This is a genomic window from Pseudomonas sp. R45(2017) (assembly GCF_002112305.1).
Taxonomy (GTDB): domain Bacteria; phylum Pseudomonadota; class Gammaproteobacteria; order Pseudomonadales; family Pseudomonadaceae; genus Aquipseudomonas; species Aquipseudomonas paraglycinae.
Window position 1 is genome coordinate 236,694 of record NZ_NEHH01000004.1, and the last position, 20,233, is coordinate 256,926.

Annotated in this window: 20 protein-coding genes and 1 pseudogene; 8 read left to right on the top strand and 13 right to left on the bottom strand. The window is 61.5% G+C overall.

From position 1 onward, the window contains the following. The first annotated feature begins 127 nt into the window (after positions 1-127). From CAF74_RS11200 to CAF74_RS11220, 5 genes are all read left to right on the top strand, one after another. Positions 128-1,942 carry a glucan biosynthesis protein G gene (locus CAF74_RS11200; protein ID WP_085611241.1) on the top strand — a complete coding sequence of 605 codons (1,815 nt, stop codon included), beginning with the start codon at positions 128-130 and terminating at the stop codon, positions 1,940-1,942. After that, positions 1,935-4,505, top strand: a complete 2,571-nt coding sequence (gene mdoH, locus CAF74_RS11205) for a glucans biosynthesis glucosyltransferase MdoH (protein ID WP_085746402.1) — start codon at positions 1,935-1,937, stop codon at positions 4,503-4,505. The genes CAF74_RS11200 and mdoH overlap by 8 nt, the downstream gene beginning before the upstream one ends. 362 nt (positions 4,506-4,867) lie before the next feature. Further along, the gene (locus tag CAF74_RS11210) at positions 4,868-5,665 is read left to right on the top strand and encodes a transporter substrate-binding domain-containing protein (RefSeq protein ID WP_039772466.1); all 798 of its coding nucleotides are present in this window, start codon (positions 4,868-4,870) and stop codon (positions 5,663-5,665) included. A gap of 141 nt (positions 5,666-5,806) precedes the next feature. After that, entirely contained in the window at positions 5,807-6,766 is a 960-nt protein-coding gene (locus CAF74_RS11215; RefSeq protein WP_007952431.1) for an amino acid ABC transporter permease, read from the top strand. Beyond that, positions 6,759-7,493 (top strand): amino acid ABC transporter ATP-binding protein, encoded by a 735-nt coding sequence (locus CAF74_RS11220; RefSeq protein WP_064592877.1) that lies wholly within the window; start codon positions 6,759-6,761, stop codon positions 7,491-7,493. The genes CAF74_RS11215 and CAF74_RS11220 overlap by 8 nt, the downstream gene beginning before the upstream one ends. A 156-nt stretch (positions 7,494-7,649) precedes the next feature. Here the strand turns inward: CAF74_RS11220 and CAF74_RS29625 are convergent, their stop codons facing one another. The 11 genes and pseudogenes from CAF74_RS29625 to ubiE all read right to left on the bottom strand — a co-directional run bounded on the left by CAF74_RS29625 (position 7,650) and on the right by ubiE (position 15,709). Then, the gene (locus CAF74_RS29625; protein WP_371850981.1) at positions 7,650-8,522 is read right to left on the bottom strand and encodes a methyl-accepting chemotaxis protein; all 873 of its coding nucleotides are present in this window, start codon (positions 8,520-8,522) and stop codon (positions 7,650-7,652) included. After that, positions 8,505-9,566: pseudogene (locus CAF74_RS29630) on the bottom strand (methyl-accepting chemotaxis protein); the annotation flags it as partial. The pseudogene CAF74_RS29630 and the gene CAF74_RS29625, both read right to left, overlap by 18 nt. Positions 9,567-9,657: 91 nt before the next feature. After that, the gene (locus CAF74_RS11230; RefSeq protein WP_085746404.1) at positions 9,658-10,365 is read right to left on the bottom strand and encodes a 16S rRNA (uracil(1498)-N(3))-methyltransferase; all 708 of its coding nucleotides are present in this window, start codon (positions 10,363-10,365) and stop codon (positions 9,658-9,660) included. Then, complete coding sequence (gene tatC / locus CAF74_RS11235) at positions 10,362-11,150, bottom strand: twin-arginine translocase subunit TatC (protein ID WP_007952425.1); 789 nt, start codon at positions 11,148-11,150, stop codon at positions 10,362-10,364. Before tatC ends, CAF74_RS11230 begins: the two co-directional genes overlap by 4 nt. Continuing rightward, positions 11,147-11,593 carry a Sec-independent protein translocase protein TatB gene (tatB, locus tag CAF74_RS11240; RefSeq protein WP_085746405.1) on the bottom strand — a complete coding sequence of 149 codons (447 nt, stop codon included), beginning with the start codon at positions 11,591-11,593 and terminating at the stop codon, positions 11,147-11,149. Before tatB ends, tatC begins: the two co-directional genes overlap by 4 nt. Positions 11,594-11,603: 10 nt before the next feature. Then, positions 11,604-11,882: a twin-arginine translocase TatA/TatE family subunit gene (locus CAF74_RS11245; protein ID WP_007952423.1), complete on the bottom strand. Its 279-nt coding sequence runs from the start codon at positions 11,880-11,882 to the stop codon at positions 11,604-11,606. 25 nt (positions 11,883-11,907) lie between these two features. Further along, positions 11,908-12,240: a phosphoribosyl-ATP diphosphatase gene (locus tag CAF74_RS11250; protein ID WP_007952422.1), complete on the bottom strand. Its 333-nt coding sequence runs from the start codon at positions 12,238-12,240 to the stop codon at positions 11,908-11,910. Continuing rightward, complete coding sequence (hisI, locus tag CAF74_RS11255; RefSeq protein WP_007909357.1) at positions 12,233-12,634, bottom strand: phosphoribosyl-AMP cyclohydrolase; 402 nt, start codon at positions 12,632-12,634, stop codon at positions 12,233-12,235. Before hisI ends, CAF74_RS11250 begins: the two co-directional genes overlap by 8 nt. Before the next feature lie 80 nt (positions 12,635-12,714). Beyond that, on the bottom strand, positions 12,715-14,319 hold the full coding sequence (gene ubiB, locus CAF74_RS11260; RefSeq protein ID WP_007952420.1) for a ubiquinone biosynthesis regulatory protein kinase UbiB: 1,605 nt from the start codon (positions 14,317-14,319) through the stop codon (positions 12,715-12,717). After that, complete coding sequence (locus CAF74_RS11265) at positions 14,316-14,939, bottom strand: SCP2 domain-containing protein (RefSeq protein WP_007952419.1); 624 nt, start codon at positions 14,937-14,939, stop codon at positions 14,316-14,318. Before CAF74_RS11265 ends, ubiB begins: the two co-directional genes overlap by 4 nt. Beyond that, on the bottom strand, positions 14,939-15,709 hold the full coding sequence (gene ubiE / locus CAF74_RS11270; protein ID WP_085746406.1) for a bifunctional demethylmenaquinone methyltransferase/2-methoxy-6-polyprenyl-1,4-benzoquinol methylase UbiE: 771 nt from the start codon (positions 15,707-15,709) through the stop codon (positions 14,939-14,941). The genes CAF74_RS11265 and ubiE overlap by 1 nt, the downstream gene beginning before the upstream one ends. Before the next feature lie 165 nt (positions 15,710-15,874). On the opposite strand from ubiE, the gene CAF74_RS11275 reads away from it, so the two are divergent. The 3 genes from CAF74_RS11275 to CAF74_RS11285 all read left to right on the top strand — a co-directional run bounded on the left by CAF74_RS11275 (position 15,875) and on the right by CAF74_RS11285 (position 17,597). Beyond that, complete coding sequence (locus CAF74_RS11275; RefSeq protein ID WP_007952417.1) at positions 15,875-16,150, top strand: polyhydroxyalkanoic acid system family protein; 276 nt, start codon at positions 15,875-15,877, stop codon at positions 16,148-16,150. Positions 16,151-16,309: 159 nt separating this feature from the next. Beyond that, positions 16,310-16,732: a phasin family protein gene (locus CAF74_RS11280; RefSeq protein WP_007952416.1), complete on the top strand. Its 423-nt coding sequence runs from the start codon at positions 16,310-16,312 to the stop codon at positions 16,730-16,732. Between the two features lie 10 nt (positions 16,733-16,742). Further along, the gene (locus tag CAF74_RS11285) at positions 16,743-17,597 is read left to right on the top strand and encodes a phasin family protein (protein ID WP_085746407.1); all 855 of its coding nucleotides are present in this window, start codon (positions 16,743-16,745) and stop codon (positions 17,595-17,597) included. A 274-nt stretch (positions 17,598-17,871) separates the two neighbouring features. Here the strand turns inward: CAF74_RS11285 and CAF74_RS11290 are convergent, their stop codons facing one another. Both CAF74_RS11290 and phaC read right to left on the bottom strand, forming a co-directional pair. Next, positions 17,872-18,492: a TetR/AcrR family transcriptional regulator gene (locus tag CAF74_RS11290; protein WP_007952414.1), complete on the bottom strand. Its 621-nt coding sequence runs from the start codon at positions 18,490-18,492 to the stop codon at positions 17,872-17,874. A 28-nt stretch (positions 18,493-18,520) separates the two neighbouring features. After that, positions 18,521-20,203, bottom strand: a complete 1,683-nt coding sequence (gene phaC, locus CAF74_RS11295; RefSeq protein ID WP_085746408.1) for a class II poly(R)-hydroxyalkanoic acid synthase — start codon at positions 20,201-20,203, stop codon at positions 18,521-18,523. Positions 20,204-20,233: the final 30 nt, after the last annotated feature.

Sequence of the window (20,233 nt, forward strand, 5' to 3'; positions counted from 1 at the left end):
CGGAGTCGGAACAATGCTCGCCAACTTGGCAAGGGTGCCCTGAAAGGTCGGTTTTTTTGTACCGAATCCCTCACAGGCACTTCATCTGGCCGTTGGTTTATTGATCTGTTTTCGGCGAGGGTTGCTCGTGATTGTTAGTCCCTGTAATGCAGCAAAATTGTCTGCCAAACGCTTGCGCAGCGCTCTGGTAGCGGGCTCGGCAGTACTCTGCCTGCTCAGCGCCGGCCAGCTTTGGGCATTCAATCTTGACGATGTGTCGGCCAAGGCCAAAGAGCTGGCCGGGCAGAAGTTCGAAGCCCCGCGCAGCAACCTGCCAAACGAATTCCGTGAAATGAAATTCGCGGACTATCAAAAGATTCGTTTCCGCACCGAAAAAGCCGAATGGGCCGACCAGAAGACCCCGTTCAAGCTGTCCTTCTATCATCAGGGCATGCACTTCGATACGCCGGTGAAAATCAACGAAATCACCGCGAACACCGTCGAAGAGATCAAATACGATCCTAGCCGTTTCGATTTCGGCGACCTGCAGTTCGATCCTAAGGCCACCGAACAACTGGGCTACGCCGGTTTCCGTGTCCTGTACCCGATCAACAAGGCTGACAAGCAAGACGAAATCATGACCATGCTGGGCGCGAGCTACTTCCGCGTTGTCGGCAAGGGTCACACCTACGGTCTGTCGGCCCGTGGTCTGGCGATCGATACCGCTTTGCCGTCCGGCGAAGAATTCCCGCGTTTTCGCGAGTTCTGGATTCAGCAGCCGAAGCCGGGCGACAAGCACCTGGTGATCTTCGCCCTGCTGGATTCGCCACGTGCGACCGGCGCCTACCGTCTGATCCTGCGTCCGGGCAGCGACACCATCGTCGACGTCAAGGGCCAGATGTACCTGCGTGACAAGGTCGGCAAGCTCGGCATCGCGCCGCTGACCAGCATGTTCCTGTTCGGCGCCAACCAGCCGTCGAAAGTGCTCAACTACCGTCGTGAACTGCACGACTCCAGCGGTCTGTCGATCCATGCCGGCAACGGCGAGTGGATCTGGCGCCCACTGAACAACCCGAAACATTTGGCTGTCAGCCAGTTCAGCGTCGAAAACCCGCGTGGTTTCGGTCTGCTGCAACGTGGCCGTGACTTCAGCCACTACGAAGACCTCGACGACCGCTACGACAAGCGCCCAAGCGCCTGGATCGAGCCGAAGGGCGACTGGGGCAAAGGCACCGTCGATCTGGTCGAGATCCCGACCGCCGACGAAACCAACGACAACATCGTTGCGTTCTGGAACCCGGAAAAACTGCCGGAGCCAGGCCAGCCGCTGGACTTCGCCTACCGCATGCACTGGACCATCGACGAAGCCGCGCTGCACGCGCCGGACAGCGCCTGGGTCAACCAGACCCTGCGTTCGACCGGTGACGTCAAGCAATCGAACCTGATCCGTCAGCCGGATGGCAGCGTTGCCTACCTGGTCGACTTCGAGGGCCCGTCCCTGGCCGCCCTGGCCCCGGATGCAGACGTTCGCAGCCAGGTCAGCGTCGGCGACAACGCCGAACTGGTCGAGAACAGCGTGCGCTACAACCCGGAAACCAAGGGCTGGCGCCTGACCCTGCGGATGAAGATCAAGGACGCGAGCAAGTCCACCGAGATGCGCGCAGCCCTGGTGCAGCCAGTGGTCACCGCTGATCTGGCCAAGTCTTCGGTACCGACGTCCAATTCGTCGGTAGCCAAGGCCGACAAGGTTGCCGCCAAGCAACAAGAGAAAGCCGACAAGGAAGCCAAGGCCGCCGAGGCCAAACAGGCCGACGCCAAGCCGGTTGCAGATGCCAAGGACAAGGCCAACAAAGACGCCAAGCAGCCAGCCGCTGCGGACGCGGCCCCAGCCACACCGGAATCGGCACCGACTGAAGAAGTCCTGACCGAGACCTGGAGCTATCAGTTGCCTGCCGATGAGTAACTCTCAAGTACAGCCAGAGACTCTGTCCGAGTACCTGGCGCATCTGCCGATGACCGACGAGCAGCGCGCGGAACTCGCGGGCTGCCAGTCCTTCAGCGAATTGCATGAACGCCTGTCGTCCAAGACCTTTGACGCGCCGACCGAAGCCGCCCAGGCTTCGGTCGGCCAGCGCCTGATCCTGAGCACCGCCGAAGAGCTTCAAGACGCGGAAATGCTGGTGCTCGACGCCAGCGGCCGGGTCAGCATGAAGGCCACGCCGCCGATCCGTCGGACCAAGGTCGTGCCGGAGCCGTGGCGCACCAACATTCTGGTGCGTGGCTGGCGCCGCCTGACCGGCCGGACCAACCCGCCGCAACCGCCGAAGGACGCCAATGTGCTGCCGGCGGCGCGGTGGCGCACGGTCGGTTCGATCCGTCGCTACATTCTGCTGGTGCTGATGCTGGGTCAGACCATCGTCGCCGGCTGGTACATGAAAGGCATCATGCCGTACCAGGGCTGGTCGTTCGTCGATCTGGAAGAGGTCCTGCATCAACCGCTGCTGCAAACCGCCACGCAAGTGCTGCCATATGCGCTGCAGACCAGCATCCTGATCATGTTCGGGATTCTGTTCTGCTGGGTGTCGGCCGGTTTCTGGACCGCGCTGATGGGCTTCCTCGAATTGCTTACCGGCCACGATAAATACCGGATCTCCGGTAAAAGTGCCGGCAACGAGCCGATTCCGAAAGACGCGCGCACCGCACTGGTGATGCCGATCTGCAACGAAGACGTGCCTCGGGTGTTCGCCGGTCTGCGCGCGACCTTCGAGTCGGTCGCCGCTACCGGCGACCTGGACCGTTTCGACTTCTTCGTCCTCAGTGACAGTAACGACACCGACATCTGCGTTGCCGAGCAGCAGGCCTGGCTGGACGTCTGCCGTGAAGCGAAGGGCTTCGGCAAGATCTTCTATCGCCGCCGTCGCCGTCGCGTCAAACGCAAGAGCGGTAACCTCGACGACTTCTGCCGTCGCTGGGGCGGTGACTATAAGTACATGGTCGTACTCGACGCCGACTCGGTCATGAGCGGCGAGTGCCTGACCAGTCTGGTGCGCCTGATGGAGGCCACTCCGGACGCCGGCATCATCCAGACCGCGCCGCGCGCTTCGGGCATGGACACGTTGTATGCACGCATGCAGCAGTTCGCCACTCGCGTGTACGGTCCGCTGTTCACCGCCGGCCTGCACTTCTGGCAGCTGGGTGAATCCCACTACTGGGGTCACAACGCGATCATCCGCATGAAGCCGTTCATCGACCACTGCGCTCTGGCGCCGTTGCCGGGCAAGGGTGCGTTCTCCGGTGCGATCCTCTCTCACGACTTCGTTGAAGCGGCGCTGATGCGCCGTGCCGGCTGGGGCGTGTGGATTGCCTACGATCTGCCGGGCAGCTACGAAGAACTGCCGCCGAACCTGCTCGATGAACTCAAGCGTGACCGTCGCTGGTGCCACGGCAACCTGATGAACTTCCGTCTGTTCCTGGTAAAAGGCATGCACCCGGTGCACCGCGCGGTGTTTCTTACTGGCGTGATGTCTTACCTGTCGGCGCCGCTGTGGTTCTTCTTCCTGGTGTTGTCGACCGCGCTGCTGGCGGTGAACACGCTGATGGAGCCGCAGTACTTCCTCGAACCGCGTCAGCTCTATCCGCTGTGGCCACAATGGCACCCGGACAAGGCGATCGCGCTGTTCTCGACGACCATCGTGCTGCTGTTCCTGCCGAAGCTGTTGAGCATCATCCTGATCTGGGCCAAGGGCGCGAAAGAGTTCGGCGGCAAGTTCAAGGTGACCCTGTCGATGCTGCTGGAGATGCTGTTCTCCATGCTGCTGGCGCCGGTGCGGATGATTTTCCACACCCGTTTCGTTCTGGCCGCGTTCCTCGGCTGGGCCGCGACCTGGAATTCTCCGCAGCGTGACGACGACTCGACGCCATGGAGCGAAGCGGTCAAGCGTCACGGTCCGCAGACCCTGCTGGGCTTCTTCTGGGCGCTGCTGGTGATCTGGCTGAACCCGAGCTTCCTGTGGTGGCTGGTGCCGATCGTCGGTTCGCTGATGCTGTCGATTCCGGTGTCGGTGATTTCCAGCCGCGTCGGTCTGGGCCTCAAATCCCGTGACGAGAGCCTGTTCCTCATCCCCGAGGAATACAATCCGCCACAGGAGCTGCTGGCCACCGATCAGTACACCCACGAAAACCGCTGGCACGCGCTGAACGACGGCTTCGTCCGCGCCGTGGTCGATCCACAGCAGAACGCCCTGGCGTGCTCGCTGGCGACCTCGCGTCACGGTCAGGCCGAGCCGATCGAATGGCTGCGCCAGGAACGTGTGCGTCACGCGATCAAGGTCGGCCCGGCCGGGCTGAACAACCATGATCGTCTGCAACTGCTGAGCGATCCGGTGGCCCTGGCCCGTCTGCACGAGCAGGTGTGGGCCGAAGGTCATGCCGAGTGGCTGGACGCATGGCGGGCTTCGGTGAAAGCTGATCCTCATGCACCGCTGCTGCCGCTCAAGCCTGTGAGCTTGCAGGCGCAACCGGCCTGATGAAGAAACCCCGCTAACTGGCGGGGTTTTTTTATGCTCGCTGAAAAGCCCCCCTCACCCTAACCCTCTCCCGGAGGGAGAGGGGACTGACCGGGTTGAATGTTCGAGTTACGCCGACGTGAGATACCGAGTTGAACTCTGGTCTGGAAAACGACGGAGATCGGCTCCCTTTCCCCCTCGCCCCCTTGGGGGAGAGGGTTGGGGTGAGGGGGTAAATCTTGAATGTTAAACAAATCGTCCATTAAACCTTGTGCAAAAAATCGAGTGCGTTAGCATCCGTCCCCGAATTGGCGCACCCGGACAATCTTGTCCATTTCTGTCGGTTTTCGCGCCGCAAACGCAATGGTTTTGGGGACTTGAAGATGAAGAAGTATCTGTCGATGCTGCTGGTCGGCGTCACGGCACTGGTTGCAGTCAATGCGGCGCAGGCCGGCGCAATCGATGACGCGGTCAAGCGCGGCTCGTTGAAAGTCGGCATGGATCCGACCTACATGCCGTTCGAAATGACCAACAAGCGCGGCGAAATCATCGGTTTCGAAGTCGACATCCTCAAAGCCATGACCAAGGCGATGGGCGTCAAGCTGGAGCTGGTCTCCACCGGCTACGACGGGATCATCCCGGCGCTGATGACCGACAAGTTCGACATGATCGGCAGCGGCATGACCCTGACCCAGGAGCGCAACCTGCGCCTGAACTTCAGCGAACCGTTCATCGTGGTCGGCCAGACCCTGCTGATCCGTAAAGAGCTGGAAGGCACCATCAAGTCCTACAAAGACCTGAACACCGCCGACTACCGCATCACTTCCAAGCTCGGCACCACCGGCGAGATGGTCGCCAAGAAGCTGATCTCCAAGGCCAAGTACCACGGTTACGACAACGAGCAGGAAGCCGTGCTCGACGTGGTCAACGGCAAGGCTGACGCCTTCATCTACGACGCCCCGTACAATGTGGTCGCGGTGAACAAGGTCGGCGCCGGCAAGCTGGTGTTCCTCGACAAGCCGTTCACCTACGAGCCACTGGCCTTCGGTCTGAAGAAGGGTGACTACGACAGCATCAACTTCATCAACAACTTCCTGCACCAGATCCACGAAGACGGCACCTACGATCGCATCCATGACAAGTGGTTCAAGAGCACCGAGTGGCTCAAGGACATGGAATAAGGCCCGCCCGCTGATCGTTCCCACGCTTTGCGTGGGAACGCCGCCCGGGACGCTCCGCGTCCCTTAGCAAGCGTGACGCAGAGCGTCACAGGATGCATTCCCACGCAGAGCGTGGGAACGAGCGAATCAGAGAAACATTCAATGAAACAGAAAAAAGCCCAATGGCCCTGGCACGTCCTGACTGTGCTGGTGCTGGTCGGCCTGGCTGGCGCGTTGTATTACGCCACGTCGCTGATGTCCTACGAATGGCGCTGGAACCGTGTGCCGCAGTACTTCGCCTATCAGGCCGAGGAAACCCAGCGCGCGACCGACATTTCCACCGTCAGCGAACTGGTGCGCAAGGGCGGCAGCGCGCAGGTCACCCTGCGCAACGATGCCGGTGACGAGCAGCACCTGACCGTCGACGAAAACAGCCTGCAATTCGCCCAGGGCGACGATGTGGCCGAAGGCGACGTCGTGGGTGTGACGCGGCATTGGGCGGCGGGTCCGCTGTTGTGGGGCCTGTGGACCACGCTTTGGCTGTCGGTGGTGTCCGGCGTGCTGGGCCTGCTGATCGGTCTGGCGACCGGGCTGTGCCGGCTGTCGAGCAACCCGACCCTGCGCGACCTGTCGACGATCTATGTCGAACTGGTGCGCGGCACGCCGCTGCTGGTGCAGATCTTCATTTTCTATTTCTTCATCGGCACGGTAATGAACCTGTCCCGGGAGTTCGCCGGGATCGCCGCGCTGTCGCTGTTCACCGGTGCCTATGTGGCGGAAATCATCCGTTCCGGCGTGCAGTCGATTGCCCGCGGCCAGAACGAAGCAGCGCGTTCGCTGGGTCTGAGCGCCGGCCAGTCGATGCGTCATGTGGTGCTGCCGCAGGCGTTCAAGCGCGTGCTGCCGCCGCTGGCCGGGCAGTTCATCAGTCTGGTCAAAGACACTTCGCTGGTGTCGGTGATCGCAATCACCGAGCTGCTGAAAAGCGGTCGTGAAGTCATCACCACGTCGTTCTCGCCGTTCGAGATCCTGTTCTGCGTCGCCGGCCTGTACCTGTTGATCAACCTGCCGCTGTCGAAAATCGCCAGCCGGCTTGAGCGGAGGCTCGCGCAAAGTGATTGAAGTCCGCGATCTGGTAAAAGTCTTCGACACCCGTGGGCAAGTGGTGCGCGCGGTGGATAACGTCAGCACCAGTGTCGCCAAGGGTGAAGTGCTGGTGGTGATCGGCCCGTCCGGTTCCGGCAAGTCGACGTTCCTGCGTTGCCTCAACGGTCTGGAAGAGTTCGATTCCGGCTCGGTGAGCATCGACGGCCTGCAACTGGCCGACCCGAAAACCGACGTCAACGCCTACCGCCGCGAAGTCGGCATGGTGTTCCAGCATTTCAATCTGTTTCCGCACATGACCGTGCTGGAAAACCTGTGCCTGGCGCAGAAAGTCGTGCGCAAACGCGGCCAGAAAGAAAGCGAGGCCAAGGCTCTGGCATTGCTGGAGAAGGTCGGCATCGCCCAGAAGGCCCGCGAATATCCGTCGCGCCTGTCCGGCGGTCAGCAGCAGCGCGTGGCGATTGCCCGGGCGCTGGCGATGGATCCGAAGGTCATGCTGTTCGACGAACCGACCTCGGCCCTCGACCCGGAAATGGTCGGCGAAGTGCTGGACGTGATGAAGAACCTGGCCGTGGAAGGCATGACCATGGTCTGCGTGACCCACGAAATGGGCTTTGCCCGGGAAGTGGCGGATCGGGTGCTGTTCTTCGATCACGGCAAACTGCTGGAAGACGCCTCGCCGGCGGAGTTCTTCGATGCACCGAAGGATCCGCGAGCTCAGGCGTTCCTTCGACAGGTTCTGTAACTGCGGCGTCCGCTCGGACGTCATCGCTGGCAAGCCAGCTCCCACAGTTAATGGGGCTGAACACAAACTTCGTGGTCGACTACAAACCCTGTGGGAGCTGGCTTGCCAGCGATAGCATCACCTCGGTCCCAAGCGAACCGAGGTGGGTGAATCACCTCAAACCTTGAACCGGCCCACCAGCGTTTGCAGGTGAGTGCCCAGGCGCGCCAGCTCGACGCTGGAGGCCGCCGTCTCTTCACTGGCCGCCGAGGTCTGGTCCGAGACATCACGCACGTTCAGCACGCTGCGGTTGATCTCTTCGGCCACGGCGCTCTGCTGCTCGGCCGCTGCAGCGATCTGCTGGTTCATCGCCTGAATCGCCGAGACGGTGCGGGTGATGCTTTCCAGCGAGCCACCGGCACGCCGGGTCAGCTCGACACTGCTGTCGGTCAGGGTGCGGCTGTTGTCCATGATCGTCGCCACTTGCTGGGTGCCGTTCTGCAGACCGACGATCAGCTCTTCAATCTCTTCCGTGGACTTCTGAGTGCGCTGGGCGAGGCTGCGGACTTCGTCGGCAACCACCGCAAAACCACGTCCGGCTTCACCGGCACGGGCGGCTTCGATGGCGGCGTTGAGGGCCAGCAGGTTGGTTTGTTGGGCCACGGACTTGATCACGTCGAGCACGCTGCCGATCTTGTCGCTTTCGCGCTTGAGCTCGCCCATGGCTTCGGTGGAGTGGCCGACTTCGGCAGCCAGACGTTCGATCTGGGCAATGGCCTCGCCAACCACCTTGTCGCCTTCACGGGCCTGCTGGTCGGCGGCGACCGCTGCTTCCGAAGCTTCCTCGGCGTTGCGCGCGACTTCCTGCACGGTGGCGGCCATTTCGTTCATGGCGGTCGCGACCTGGTCGGTCTCGATTTTCTGATTGTTCACCCCGGCGCTGGTCTGCTCGGTCACGGCCGACAGTTCTTCGGCGGCGCTGGCGATCTGGGTCACGCCGTCGCTGATGCCGCCGATCAATTCGCGCAGGCCCTGGGTCATGCTCTGCATCGAGCGTTGCAGTTGACCCAGTTCGTCGCGGCGCAGGGACACCAGGTTGTGGGTCAGATCACCAGCGGCGACGCGCTCGGCAACTTTCAGGGTTTGCTCCAGCGGAATGATGATCTGGCGGGTGATCGCCCAGGCGGCGAGCAGACCGAAAGCCACAGCCAGCAGAGTGGCGATCAGCAGCTGATTCTTGGCGCTGGCGGCATCGGTGTCGCGGACGATGGTCTGGGACACCGTGAGCTTCTTGCTGACGTCGAGCAGGATGTCACCCTGGGCCGACATGCGAGCCAAGGCCTTGGCGTTGTTCACCTGGGAGTCGCGGAACTGGCTGACGGCAGCGCGGTAAGCCTTCAGCGATTCGGTGGCCTGCTGCAGGTTGGCGATGTGTTGCTCGGGCAGTTTGCTCGGCAGGCTTTCCAGATTGTTCAGGGCGGCGGCGATGGCATCCAGCGCCGGCTGTTCGGCCTCGGCCTTGCCGCTGTAAGTGTAGCCGCGCACCTGATAGCGCGCCTGCTGCAGCAGTTTGCTCAGTTCGATCACGCTGTTGAATTGCGCGACGCTGTCGCCTTGCAGCAGGGATTTCTCGACTTCACTGACCTTGGCCACGGCATTGTCGGCGCTGGCGCCGAGTTTGCTGCGGGCGTCTTCACGCTGCACGGTTGCCTGGGTCATGTCGCCAAAGGCGCGTTTGTACTCGGCGACCGCCGCCAGTTGTTGATCGATCATGGCCACGTCGGACGGTTGCTCGATCATGTTGCGGGCGCTTTGCAGGCCGCTGTCGAGTTTGCCGAGCAGGTCGTTGACCGCGCCAGGACCCTGTTCGCCACGGCGGGCTTCATAGTCCAGGCGCGCAAGGCGCAGGTCTTTGGTCAGCTCGTTGAGGCCGGAGATGAACCCGAGCTTGTCGCCCCGGCTGATGATGCCGCTCATGCCGGTCCAGCCGGTGAAGGTGATCAACAGGGTCAGCAGCAGCACCAGGCCGAAACCGATTCCAAGCTTACGTTTAACGCTGACGTTTCCAAGACTCTCGGCTAACCAACGGTACATGCGACGACTCCCTCGGACCACTAATTGGACTTATGGGGAGGGTATCGGCCGAATGATGGCAATCTGTAACGCCTTTTGTCTGGCGAAGACTTCAGAACAGCCGGGCGAGCAGCGCGGTGACGGCGGTTTCGACCCGCAGGATTCGCTCGCCAAGCTGCACGGGTTGCAGCCCGGCCTTGGCCAGCAGATCGATTTCGTAGGGAATCCAGCCACCCTCGGGGCCGATGGCCAGGGTCACCGGTTCGTTCAGAGCGCGGGGGCAGGGCGGGAAATTGCCCGGATGGCCGACCAGGCCGAGGGTGCTGTCGGTGATGGCCGGCAGGCGATCTTCGACGAACGGCTTGAAGCGCTTCTCGATGATGATTTCCGGCAGCACGGTATCGCGGGCCTGTTCGAGGCCGAGGATCAGCTGTTCGCGAATCGCTTCCGGCTCCAGGAATGGCGTCTGCCAGAAGCTTTTCTCGACCCGGTAGCTGTTGACCAGAATCACCTTCGACACGCCCATGGTCGCCACGGTCTGGAACACCCGGCGCAGCATTTTCGGGCGGGGCAGGGCGAGTACCAGGGTCAACGGCAGTTTGGCCGGCGGCGGTTGATCGAGGGTGACCCGCAGCTCTGCTTCGCCCGCGTCCAGGCGCAGCAGCTCGGCCGAGCCCATCAGCCCGTTGATGCGCCCGACCCGCAGGCTGTCGCCGACTTCCGAGCGGTGGACTTCCTGCATGTGGGTCAGGCGCCGATCACGCAGCACGACGCGGTCGGCCGCGATGAAGTCGGCCTCTTCGAGCAGCAGCAGGTTCATGGCTGAGTCGCTGGCGGCTGGTCGTTGTGATCGTCGGCGGTTTCTTCCGGGCGCTCGCGTTTGCTGACCAGACTGCCGAACAGGATGCCGACTTCGAACAGCATCCACATCGGCACGGCCAGCAGGGTCTGGGAGAAGATGTCCGGCGGGGTCAGGATCATGCCGACCACGAAGCAGCCGATGATCACGTACGGACGGATCTTCTTCAGGTATTTGACGTCGACCACGCCGATCCACACCAGCAGCACCACGGCCACCGGGATTTCGAACGCCACGCCGAAGGCGAAAAACAGCGTCATGACGAAGTCGAGGTAGCTGGTGATGTCGGTCATCATTTCCACGCCGGCCGGGGTGGCCGAGGCGAAGAACTTGAAGATCAGCGGGAACACGAAGAAGTAGGCGAACGCCATGCCGGTGTAGAACAGCAGGATGCTGGAAATCAGCAACGGCACTGCGACACGCTTCTCGTGCTTGTACAGGCCCGGTGCGATGAAGCCCCAGATCTGATGCAGGATTACCGGAATCGCCAGGAACAGCGAGACCATCATCGTCAGCTTCAACGGTGTCAGGAACGGCGACGACACGTCGGTGGCGATCATCGTCGCGCCGGCTGGCAGGTATTCGCGCAACGGCGTCGAGACGAAGGTGTAGATCTGCTGGGTGAAGGCAAACAGCCCGGCGAAGATGATGAAGATCGCCGCCACGCAACGCAGCAGGCGGGTGCGCAACTCGGTGAGGTGCGAAACCAGCGGCATGTGCTGGTCGTTTTCGGGGAGATCGCTCATGGGGCTCGCGGCGGCAATGTTGGGTCTTGAGGCGCTGGTGTGGTCGGCGCGGCGGTTGGTGTTACGTGTTCAACCGAGGCTGGCGCGACGACAGGCGCTGGTTCGATTGGCGCTACAGCAGGTGCCGCTGGCGTTGGAGCGGCAGGGCTGTGAATCGTCTGCTCACCCACATGCTCGACCGGCGTCGGCTCCTGCTGAACCGGCGTGAAAATCTTTCGCGCCTCCTGTTCCAGCGACAGGATGTGCTCGTTGTGCAGTTGCCGACGGATTTCGTCGGCACCGATTTCACGCTCAACTTCCTGTTTGATCGCGTTGAAGCTGCGCTTCAGCCGTCCGACCCACAGGCCGGCGGTGCGTGCAGCGCCCGGCAGACGCTCGGGACCCAGCACCAGCAGGGCAACGAGGCCGACGAGCAGCAGTTCAGAGAAGCTGATACCAAACATTAGTCAGTGCTCACACGTCTTTGCGGATCGGCTCTTCGACTTTCTGCGCCTGCACGTCGATGGTGTGCGGCGGGTTGGCCTGAGCGGTGGCTTGCGGCTGGACCGGCGGTACCGGTTGCGCAGGCGTGACGGTCGGATCGGCCGGTTTCTCGTCGTCGTTCATGGCTTTACGGAAGCCCTTGATCGACTCGCCGACGTCGGTGCCGAGGTTTTTCAGTTTCTTGGTACCGAACACCAGTACCACGACCACCAGGATGACGATCCAGTGTTTCCAGTCAAAAATGCCCATGTTGCTGTTCCTCTCTAATAGTTGTTCAGGCGGACGGGCGCGAGGCTTTCTCGACGTGTCCGGACAGGCCGAAACGGCGATCCAGTTCATCCAGCACCGCCTGCGGATGCTGCCCCAGCTGGGCAAGCATGACCATGCTGTGGAACCACAGGTCGGCGGTCTCGTAGATCACGTCGCTGCAGTCGCCGCTGACGGCGGCGTCCTTGGCGGCAATGATCGTTTCAACCGACTCTTCGCCGACCTTCTCCAGAATCTTGTTCAGACCCTTGTGGTACAGACTGGCGACATACGAGCTGTCGGCGGCTGCGCCTTTGCGCTCTTCCAGCACCTGAGCAAGGCGGGTCAGAGTGTCACTCATGTTTGTGTCCTGCGGAATAGATGGCGTGCGGGTCTTTCAGGACCGGGTCGACCGTTTTCCAGTCGCCGTTTTCGAAGACGCGGTAGAAGCAGCTTTGACGGCCGGTATGGCAAGCGATGTCGCCGATCTGTTCGACCATCAGGATGATGACGTCGGCGTCGCAGTCCAGACGCATTTCATGCAGCGTCTGTACGTGGCCGGACTCTTCGCCCTTGCGCCACAGCTTGCCACGGGAACGTGACCAATAGATGGCACGGTTTTCCGCCGCGGTCAGCTCCAGGGCTTCGCGGTTCATCCAGGCCATCATCAATACGCGTCCGGTCTTGTGATCCTGGGCAATCGCCGGCACCAGGCCATCGGCGTCCCACTTGATCTCGTCCAGCCAGTTTTTCATCTTCGACTCCGACAGCGAACCCACACTTCAATAGTCGGGTTCAGGCGTTGAAACAGTGTGCCAGCCGATCACGGAACTGGCTATCGGCGAACGACCAGATACAAGCCGACGGCCACCATGATCCCGGCGGGCCAATGCCCCAGTTCGTGCATCGGGCCACCGGCGGCGAGGATCGTACCGCCCGCCAGATGGGCGCTGCCGAGCAGGCGCAGGAACCAGTCGTCCTTGCGCTTTTTCCACGGCGGTGGCGGGTCGTTGGCGTGAGGTTGGGACATGCGTTCGAGCAGGTCACGGGCCATGTTGGCCAGGTGCGGCAGTTGTTCGAACTGGCTCTGGACGTTGCCGATCAAGGCTTTCGGGCTGACGCGCTCGCGCATCCAGCGTTCGAGGAACGGCTGCGCGGTGTTCCACAGATCCAGATCCGGATACAGCTGACGGCCCAGGCCTTCGATGTTCAGCAGGGTCTTTTGCAGCAATACGAGTTGCGGCTGCACTTCCATGTTGAAGCGGCGCGCGGTCTGGAACAGGCGCATCAGCACCTGGCCAAATGAAATATCTTTTAATGGTTTTTCGAAGATCGGCTCGCACACGGTACGGATCGCCGCTTCGAATTCGTTGAGCTTGGTTTCCGCCGGCACCCAGCCCGAATCGATGTGCAATTGCGCCACGCGGCGGTAGTCGCGCTTGAAGAAGGCGAACAGGTTGCGCGCCAGATAGTCCTGGTCTTCCGGGGTCAGGCTGCCGACGATGCCGCAGTCGATCGCGATGTACTGCGGGCTCCACGGGTTGACGGTGCTGACGAAGATGTTGCCCGGGTGCATGTCGGCGTGGAAGAAACTGTCGCGGAATACCTGGGTGAAGAAGATCTCCACGCCGCGCTCGGCGAGCATTTTCATGTCGGTGCGCTGGTCGGCGAGGGTCGCCAGATCCGTCACCTGAATCCCGTAGATGCGCTCCATCACCAGCACTTTCGGCCGGCACCAGTCCCAATAGACTTGCGGCACGTACAGCAGCGGCGAGCCTTCGAAGTTGCGTTTCAACTGGCTGGCGTTGGCTGCCTCGCGCAACAGGTCGAGTTCGTCGTAGATGGTTTTTTCATAGTCGCTGACCACGTCCACCGGGTGCAGCAGACGAGCGTCGGCGGAGACCTTTTCGGCGGCGCGGGCGAGGATGAACAGCCACGCCAGATCCTGGGCAATGATCGGTTTCAGGCCCGGGCGGATCACCTTGACCACTACTTCTTCACCGGTCTTCAACTGCGCGGCATGCACCTGCGCCACCGAGGCCGAGGCCAGCGGTTCGACGTCGAAACGGCTGAACACTTCGCTGATCTTCTTGCCCAGTTGCTCTTCGATCAGCTTGACCGACAGCTGCGAATCGAACGGCGGCACGCGGTCCTGCAACCGCATCAGCTCATCGGCGATGTCTTCTGGCAGCAGGTCGCGGCGGGTCGAAAGGATCTGCCCGAACTTGATGAAGATCGGCCCCAGGTCCTGCAAGGCCAGGCGCAGGCGTGCGCCACGGCTCAGGTCCAGCGGCTTGCGCGGGAACCAGCGCCACGGCAAGACGTAGCGCAGCGCCAGCAAAAACCACGGCAAAGGCAGATCGAACAGCAGGTCATCGAGGCGGTAGCGGATCACGACGCGCTGGATGCGCAACAGACGGCGGACGGCGAGCAGCTTCATGCGTTATCGCTTGGGTCGAGGGATCGGGAAAGGCGCTCGAAGCGCGCCTCAAGACGTTCCAGATCGAGTTTGATCCGGTCCAGTTCGCTGAAGCGGGCTTCGGCTTCGCGCTGCCCGACGAGGGTGCGCGATTCTTCGGCCAGGTATTCGGCGAGGTTCTGGTTGAGGCTGGCAAATCCTTGTTGATACCAGCGGGCGCGGCTGCGCAGGTGACCGCCGACCAGTTGCGTGGCGACAGGTCCCAGCCAGCGTGAGAGTTCGTACTCCCAGTCCAGCTCCAGATCCTGCAGCACGCCGGCCAGTTCCAGCAGCACGCCGCTGTCGCCGTCGAGTTCGACTTCCGGCGCGTGCAGCACCGCGGTCTTGTCCTTGCTCAGGGCCAGTTTCACCAGGCTTGAGGCCGGGGCGCGCAGGGTGCAGTCGACGCCGGTTTCCCAGTGGGATGCCAGCATCAGGCCTTCGTCGCTCGGCAGGATGAACAGTTGCAGCGCCGGGCTGCGGCAATCCACGGCAATGACTTTGCCGGTCAGATGCGCCAGTCGCGGCAGCGCCGTGCTGTCGAGACGCAGCACGCGGTTGAGGCCGAGTTCGACGCTGGCGAGCAGCCCGGTCAGCAGCATCAGGGTTTGATGCCGCGGTGCAGGGCGACGATGCCTGCGGTCATGTTGTGATAGGTCACGCGGTCGAAACCGGCGTCGACCATCATCGACTTCAGGGTTTCCTGATTCGGGTGCATGCGGATCGATTCGGCCAGGTAGCGATAGCTTTCCGAGTCGTTGGTGATCAGCTTGCCCATCAGCGGCATGAAGGCGAACGAGTAGGCGTCGTAGGCCTTGGACATCAGCGCGTTGGTCGGCTTGGAGAATTCCAGCACCAGCAGGCGGCCGCCCGGCTTGAGTACGCGCAGCATCGAACGCAGGGCGTCTTCCTTGTGCGTCACGTTGCGCAGGCCGAAGGCGATGGTCACGCAGTCGAAATGGTTGTCCGGGAACGGCAGCTTTTCAGCGTCGGCCTGGACGAACTCGACGTTGCCCGACACGCCGACATCCAGCAGGCGGTCACGACCGACCTTGAGCATGGATTCGTTGATATCGGCCAGCACCACCTGACCGGTCGGGCCGACCAGGTGCGAGAATTTTTTGGTCAGGTCGCCCGTGCCGCCGGCGATGTCCAGTACGCGGTTGCCGGAGCGCACGCCCGACAGTTCGATCGCGAAGCGCTTCCACAGACGGTGCATGCCGCCCGACAGAAGGTCGTTCATCAGGTCGTACTTGGCGGCCACGGAGTGGAACACCTCAGCGACTTTTTCCGCTTTCTGGCTTTCCGGAACGTTTTTGAAGCCGAAGTGAGTGGTGGGTTCGGCATCGCTGCCTTTGCGCTGATCAGTCATATCGCTGTCACCAAAAGAGAATGCGCGACATTCTAATCCCCAAGCCATGCTTTGTCTTGGAATGGCTAAAGGTAAGATGGGCAACCTTCGGGACGATTTGCCGCAGTGGCGGTCAAGATTCGTTGCAGGCATTCATAGCCCCATTCAAAAAGCAGGAGTCATTCAATGGCCCATATCAGTGTTGAGCGTGCCCACAGCCTGGGCAAGGAAGCGGCCCGCGAGAAAGCCGACAAACTGGCGCAGAAACTCTCCGATCAATATGGCCTTGAGCCGCAGTGGTCGGGCGATGTCCTGAACCTTAAGCGTTCGGGCGTGAAAGGCGCGGTGCATGTGGCCGAGGATTCGATCCGGGTCGACGTGGAGCTGGGCCTGATGATGTCGGCCATGAGCGGCATGATCAAAGCCGAGATCGAAAAGGCGCTGGATAAAGCGCTGGTCTGATCAGGACAAACGGGGAGCTTCGGGCTCCCCGTTTTTTTTCCTGCGCCTGCCTTTTATGTCAGTTGTTAGGGTGCCGTTTCTAATTTTTCTCCCTACTTTGTGCCTGAGCCCGACACTCGTCAGGGCAGTTCCTCAAACCTTCTGCGCGTGAGGTGCACCATGGCCAAAGTCATTTTGAAGAAAAAAATCGACGCTTCGACTTCCGCTCTGAGCGACGTCAAATCCTATGCCCGCAAGATCTGGCTGGCAGGCCTGGGTGCCTACACCAAGGTCGGTCAGGAGGGCAGCGAGTACTTTCAGGAGTTGATCAAGGCTGGTCAAACTGTTGAAAAGAAAGGCAAAAAAGCCGTCACCGAAAAACTCGAAGCGGCCAACGCCGAGATCGATGAAGCCAAGAGCGAAGTCAGCTCTTTCAAAGGCCGGGTCGAAGTTCAGCTCGACAAGGTCGAGAAGGCGTTCGACACGCGTGTCGCCAGTGCCTTGAATCGTATCGGCATTCCGTCTAAACATGACGTTGAGGCACTCTCTGCTAAGCTCGATGAGCTGACGGCATTGCTCGAACGCGTCGCGCGTAAATCTTAAGGAGAACGGGATGGCTGGTAAAAAGAACACCGATAAAGAAGGCAGCTCGTGGATCGGAAAAGTCGAAGACTATTCCCGCAAGATCTGGCTGGCTGGTTTAGGCGTGTACTCGAAGATCGACACTGACGGCAGCAAGCTCTTCGATACATTGGTCAAAGACGGCGAGAAAGCCGAGAAGCTCACCAAGGCTGCAGTCGGCAAGAAAGTCGATGCTGCCAAGGATTCTGCAAGCTCGGCAAAATCGCGCATCAGCGGCGTGAAAGATCGCGCACTGGGCACCTGGGATCAGCTGGAAGGGGCTTTCGACAAGCGCCTGAACAGTGCGATTTCGCGCCTGGGCGTACCGAGCCGCAACGAGGTGAAGGATCTGCACAAGAAGGTCGATACCCTGACCAAGCAGATCGAAAAACTCACCGGCCTGAAAGCTCAGCCTGTCGCGGCGAAAACCGCAGCAGCCAAGCCTGCGGCCAAAACCGCTGCCAAGCCACTGGCTAAAGCCGCCGCCAAACCGGCCGCAAAACCAGCAGCCAAAACTGCTGCCGCCAAGCCTGCAGCGAAAGCCGCGGCCAAACCGGTTGCCGCCAAGGCCGCCGCCAAGCCGGCTGCAAAATCAGCCGCCAAACCTGCGGCCAAGCCAGCAGCGAAAACCGCTGCCGCCAAGCCTGCCGCCAAACCGGCTGCGGCGAAAAAACCGGCAGTGAAAAAACCGGCCGCGCCGAAAGCCGCTGCGCCGAAAGCTGCAGCACCAAAACCGGTGACCACACCGCAAGCACTGGCAAGCACGTCGAACTCCGCCTCGGCTCCAACCCCGGCGCCTGCTCCGACTGCTGCATCGACGCCGTCGACGCCAACCAGTCAGTCCTGATTTTTCAGGGCTCAAAAAAACGCCCGGCCTGTGAAGGTCGGGCGTTTTTTATGTCTGATCCAAGAGCCCCTCACCCCAGCCCTCTCCCGGAGGGAGAGGGGGCCGATTGGGGGATGCTTCAGTCTTACGTCGGCCTGAAAGTGAAGCATTGAATCCATAATCGATAAGGTCTTTCAGGTCGATGTCTAGCGTAAGACAACTCCGTAGGTTCCCTCTCCCTACGGGCGGTCCGACGTTTCGGGAGGGCTAGGGTGAGGGCAGCGATCTACCTGACTCACTCGTGATCTTCGAGGTACTGCAAAGCCATCCTCTCCGTCGCCACCTTCACCGGCGGCAACAAATGCGGCGCCACCAGCATCATGATCTGGTACACCACCAGCCGCACTTCCCCTTCGCGATCGAGAATCCGCTGATAGTCCAGCGAGAACAGCAGCGTCATGGTGATCTGCTCCACCAGTTGCCCCAGCGCCTGGGTGTCGCTGACCAGCTGCCCCGACGCCTTCAACCGCGCCAGCAATGACGCCAGCGTGCGCTTGAGCACGTTGAGGAACTGGCGAATGCCCTTGGCCAGTTTCGGCAGGCGCCCGGCCAGGTTCGACAGGTCCTGGAACAGAAAACGGTACTGCGCCAGCCGTTCGACGATCAGGTGCAGGAACAGCCAGTAATCCTCCGGCGCCAGTTCGACATCGGCGGGCGGGTCGAGCAGCGGGGCGAGGTCGTTCTGGAAGCGCTCGAACAGTCCGAGAATCAGCGGTTCCTTGCCGTGGAAGTGGTAGTAGAGGTTGCCGGGGCTGATCCCCATTTCATTGGCAACCTCCATGGTGGAGACGTTCGGCTCGCCCTTTTCATTGAACAACTGCAGGGCACATTCGAGGATCCGTTCGCTTGTTTTCATCCAGTCTTCTTAAAAGGGCTTGAGTCAGTCAGCGCACACGCACATAGGTGCCGGGTGCCGCTTCCATCGGTGGATAATTGGCGTTGCCGAGGGTCATCTGGGTTTCGCGCAGGGTGCCGGAGCGCTGCTGCACCCACTCCAGCCATTGCGGCCACCAGCTGCCGTCGACTTTCTTGGCGTCGTAGTACCAGGCGCGCGGATCACCGCTGAGCTTTCCGTTCTCGACGTAATGGGCTTTCGGGTTGCCCGGCGGGTTGAGGATGCTCTGCACGTGGCCGCTGTTGGACAGCACGAAGCGCCGCTCACCGCCCAGCAACAGCGTCGAGCGATACACCGCGTCCCACGGCGTGATGTGGTCGTTCATGCCGGCCACGCTGAAGCTGTCGACCGTGACCTTTTGCAGATCAATCGGCGTGCCGCACACTTCCAGGCCACCCGGGTGGGTCAACGGGTTGTGCTTGAAGAAGTCCAGTATGTCACCGTGAAACGCGGCGGGCAGGCGGGTGCTGTCGTTGTTCCAGTAGAGAATGTCGAACGCCGGTGGCTCCTTGCCCAGCAGGTAGTTATTGACGAAATAACTCCAGATCAGATCGTTGGGGCGCATCCAGGCGAACACCTTGGCCATATCGCGACCGTCCAGCACGCCTTTCTGATAGGAGCGCCGCTTGGCCGCTTCGAGCGTCTGCTCATCGGCGAACAGGGTGGCCGGGGTGTTCATTTCACTGTCGAGCAGGCTCACCAGATAGGTGGCGCTGGAGACCCGCCGCAACTGCCGCTTGGCCTGCAGATGCCCTTGCAGCGCCGCGATGGTCAGCCCGCCGGCGCAGGCGCCCATCAGGTTGACCTCACGGGCGCCGGTGATCGCCCGGCAGATGTTCATCGCTTCTTCCACGGCTTCGACGTAGGTCGACAGGCCCCATTCGCGATGGCGCACATCCGGGTTGCGCCAGCTGATCATGAAGGTCTGCAAGCCGTTCTTCAGGGCGAACTGGACGAAGCTGTTGCTCGGGCTGAGGTCGAAAATGTAGTACTTGTTGATTTGCGGCGGCACCACCAGCAGCGGTTTCGAATACTGCTTTTCGCTCATCGGCCGGTACTGGATCAGCTCGAGCATTTCGTTGCGAAACACCACCGAGCCGGTGGTGGTGGCGACGGTCTTGCCGACTTCGAATGCCTGTTTGGTCACCTGGCGCGGCAGGCCGTCGTTGTGCAACAGGTCGTCGATCAGATGGCTGAGACCGCGCACCAGACTGTGGCCGCCAGAGTTGAACAGTTCCTTGACCGCCAGCGGATTGAGCAGCGTGTTGGAAGGCGCCACGGCGTCGTTGAGCAGGGTGAAGGCGAAGTGTGCGCGGGCGCGGTCGTCGTCGCTCATGCTGCTCTCGTCGATCCAGCTCTTGACCTGTTTCTGCCAGGCCAGATAAGCCTGAAGGCTGCGCCGATAGAACGGGTTCAGGCTCCACGCCGGATCGGCGAAGCGACTGTCCTGCGGATTGGTCGGGTGGAGGGTTTCGCCGAGCAGCACGCGTCCGAGCGCGCCTCCCAGCTTCAAGGCGTGTTTTGCACTGTGGATCGGATTGCGCAGCCCGTGGGCCGCAACGTTGCGCAAGGTCGAGATCAGGTCCCGGCCGCGCAGACCGGTCATGGCACTCTGTGCATTGATGAACACGGCGGGGCTGGGCACGACGCCCGTCGCTGGTTTGTCACGCATGACTCAACACTCCTTCGTCTTCAGGCCAAA

What these genes read in the sequence shown, in the direction of transcription:
- mdoH (WP_085746402.1), top strand. Translation starts at nt 1,935, where the DNA reads ATGAGTAACTCTCAAGTACAGCCAGAGACTCTGTCCGAGTACCTGGCG.
- CAF74_RS29625 (WP_371850981.1), bottom strand. Translation starts at nt 8,522, where the DNA reads ATGCAGAGCATGACCCAGGGCCTGCGCGAATTGATCGGCGGCATCAGC.
- CAF74_RS11250 (WP_007952422.1), bottom strand. Translation starts at nt 12,240, where the DNA reads ATGAGTGACACTCTGACCCGCCTTGCTCAGGTGCTGGAAGAGCGCAAA.
- CAF74_RS11290 (WP_007952414.1), bottom strand. Translation starts at nt 18,492, where the DNA reads ATGAAAACAAGCGAACGGATCCTCGAATGTGCCCTGCAGTTGTTCAAT.
- CAF74_RS11275 (WP_007952417.1), top strand. Translation starts at nt 15,875, where the DNA reads ATGGCCCATATCAGTGTTGAGCGTGCCCACAGCCTGGGCAAGGAAGCG.
- tatC (WP_007952425.1), bottom strand. Translation starts at nt 11,150, where the DNA reads ATGAGCGATCTCCCCGAAAACGACCAGCACATGCCGCTGGTTTCGCAC.
- ubiE (WP_085746406.1), bottom strand. Translation starts at nt 15,709, where the DNA reads ATGACTGATCAGCGCAAAGGCAGCGATGCCGAACCCACCACTCACTTC.
- CAF74_RS11265 (WP_007952419.1), bottom strand. Translation starts at nt 14,939, where the DNA reads ATGCTGCTGACCGGGCTGCTCGCCAGCGTCGAACTCGGCCTCAACCGC.
- CAF74_RS11285 (WP_085746407.1), top strand. Translation starts at nt 16,743, where the DNA reads ATGGCTGGTAAAAAGAACACCGATAAAGAAGGCAGCTCGTGGATCGGA.
- ubiB (WP_007952420.1), bottom strand. Translation starts at nt 14,319, where the DNA reads ATGAAGCTGCTCGCCGTCCGCCGTCTGTTGCGCATCCAGCGCGTCGTG.
- CAF74_RS11210 (WP_039772466.1), top strand. Translation starts at nt 4,868, where the DNA reads ATGAAGAAGTATCTGTCGATGCTGCTGGTCGGCGTCACGGCACTGGTT.
- CAF74_RS11215 (WP_007952431.1), top strand. Translation starts at nt 5,807, where the DNA reads ATGAAACAGAAAAAAGCCCAATGGCCCTGGCACGTCCTGACTGTGCTG.
- phaC (WP_085746408.1), bottom strand. Translation starts at nt 20,203, where the DNA reads ATGCGTGACAAACCAGCGACGGGCGTCGTGCCCAGCCCCGCCGTGTTC.
- tatB (WP_085746405.1), bottom strand. Translation starts at nt 11,593, where the DNA reads ATGTTTGGTATCAGCTTCTCTGAACTGCTGCTCGTCGGCCTCGTTGCC.
- CAF74_RS11230 (WP_085746404.1), bottom strand. Translation starts at nt 10,365, where the DNA reads ATGAACCTGCTGCTGCTCGAAGAGGCCGACTTCATCGCGGCCGACCGC.
- CAF74_RS11280 (WP_007952416.1), top strand. Translation starts at nt 16,310, where the DNA reads ATGGCCAAAGTCATTTTGAAGAAAAAAATCGACGCTTCGACTTCCGCT.
- hisI (WP_007909357.1), bottom strand. Translation starts at nt 12,634, where the DNA reads ATGAAAAACTGGCTGGACGAGATCAAGTGGGACGCCGATGGCCTGGTG.
- CAF74_RS11245 (WP_007952423.1), bottom strand. Translation starts at nt 11,882, where the DNA reads ATGGGCATTTTTGACTGGAAACACTGGATCGTCATCCTGGTGGTCGTG.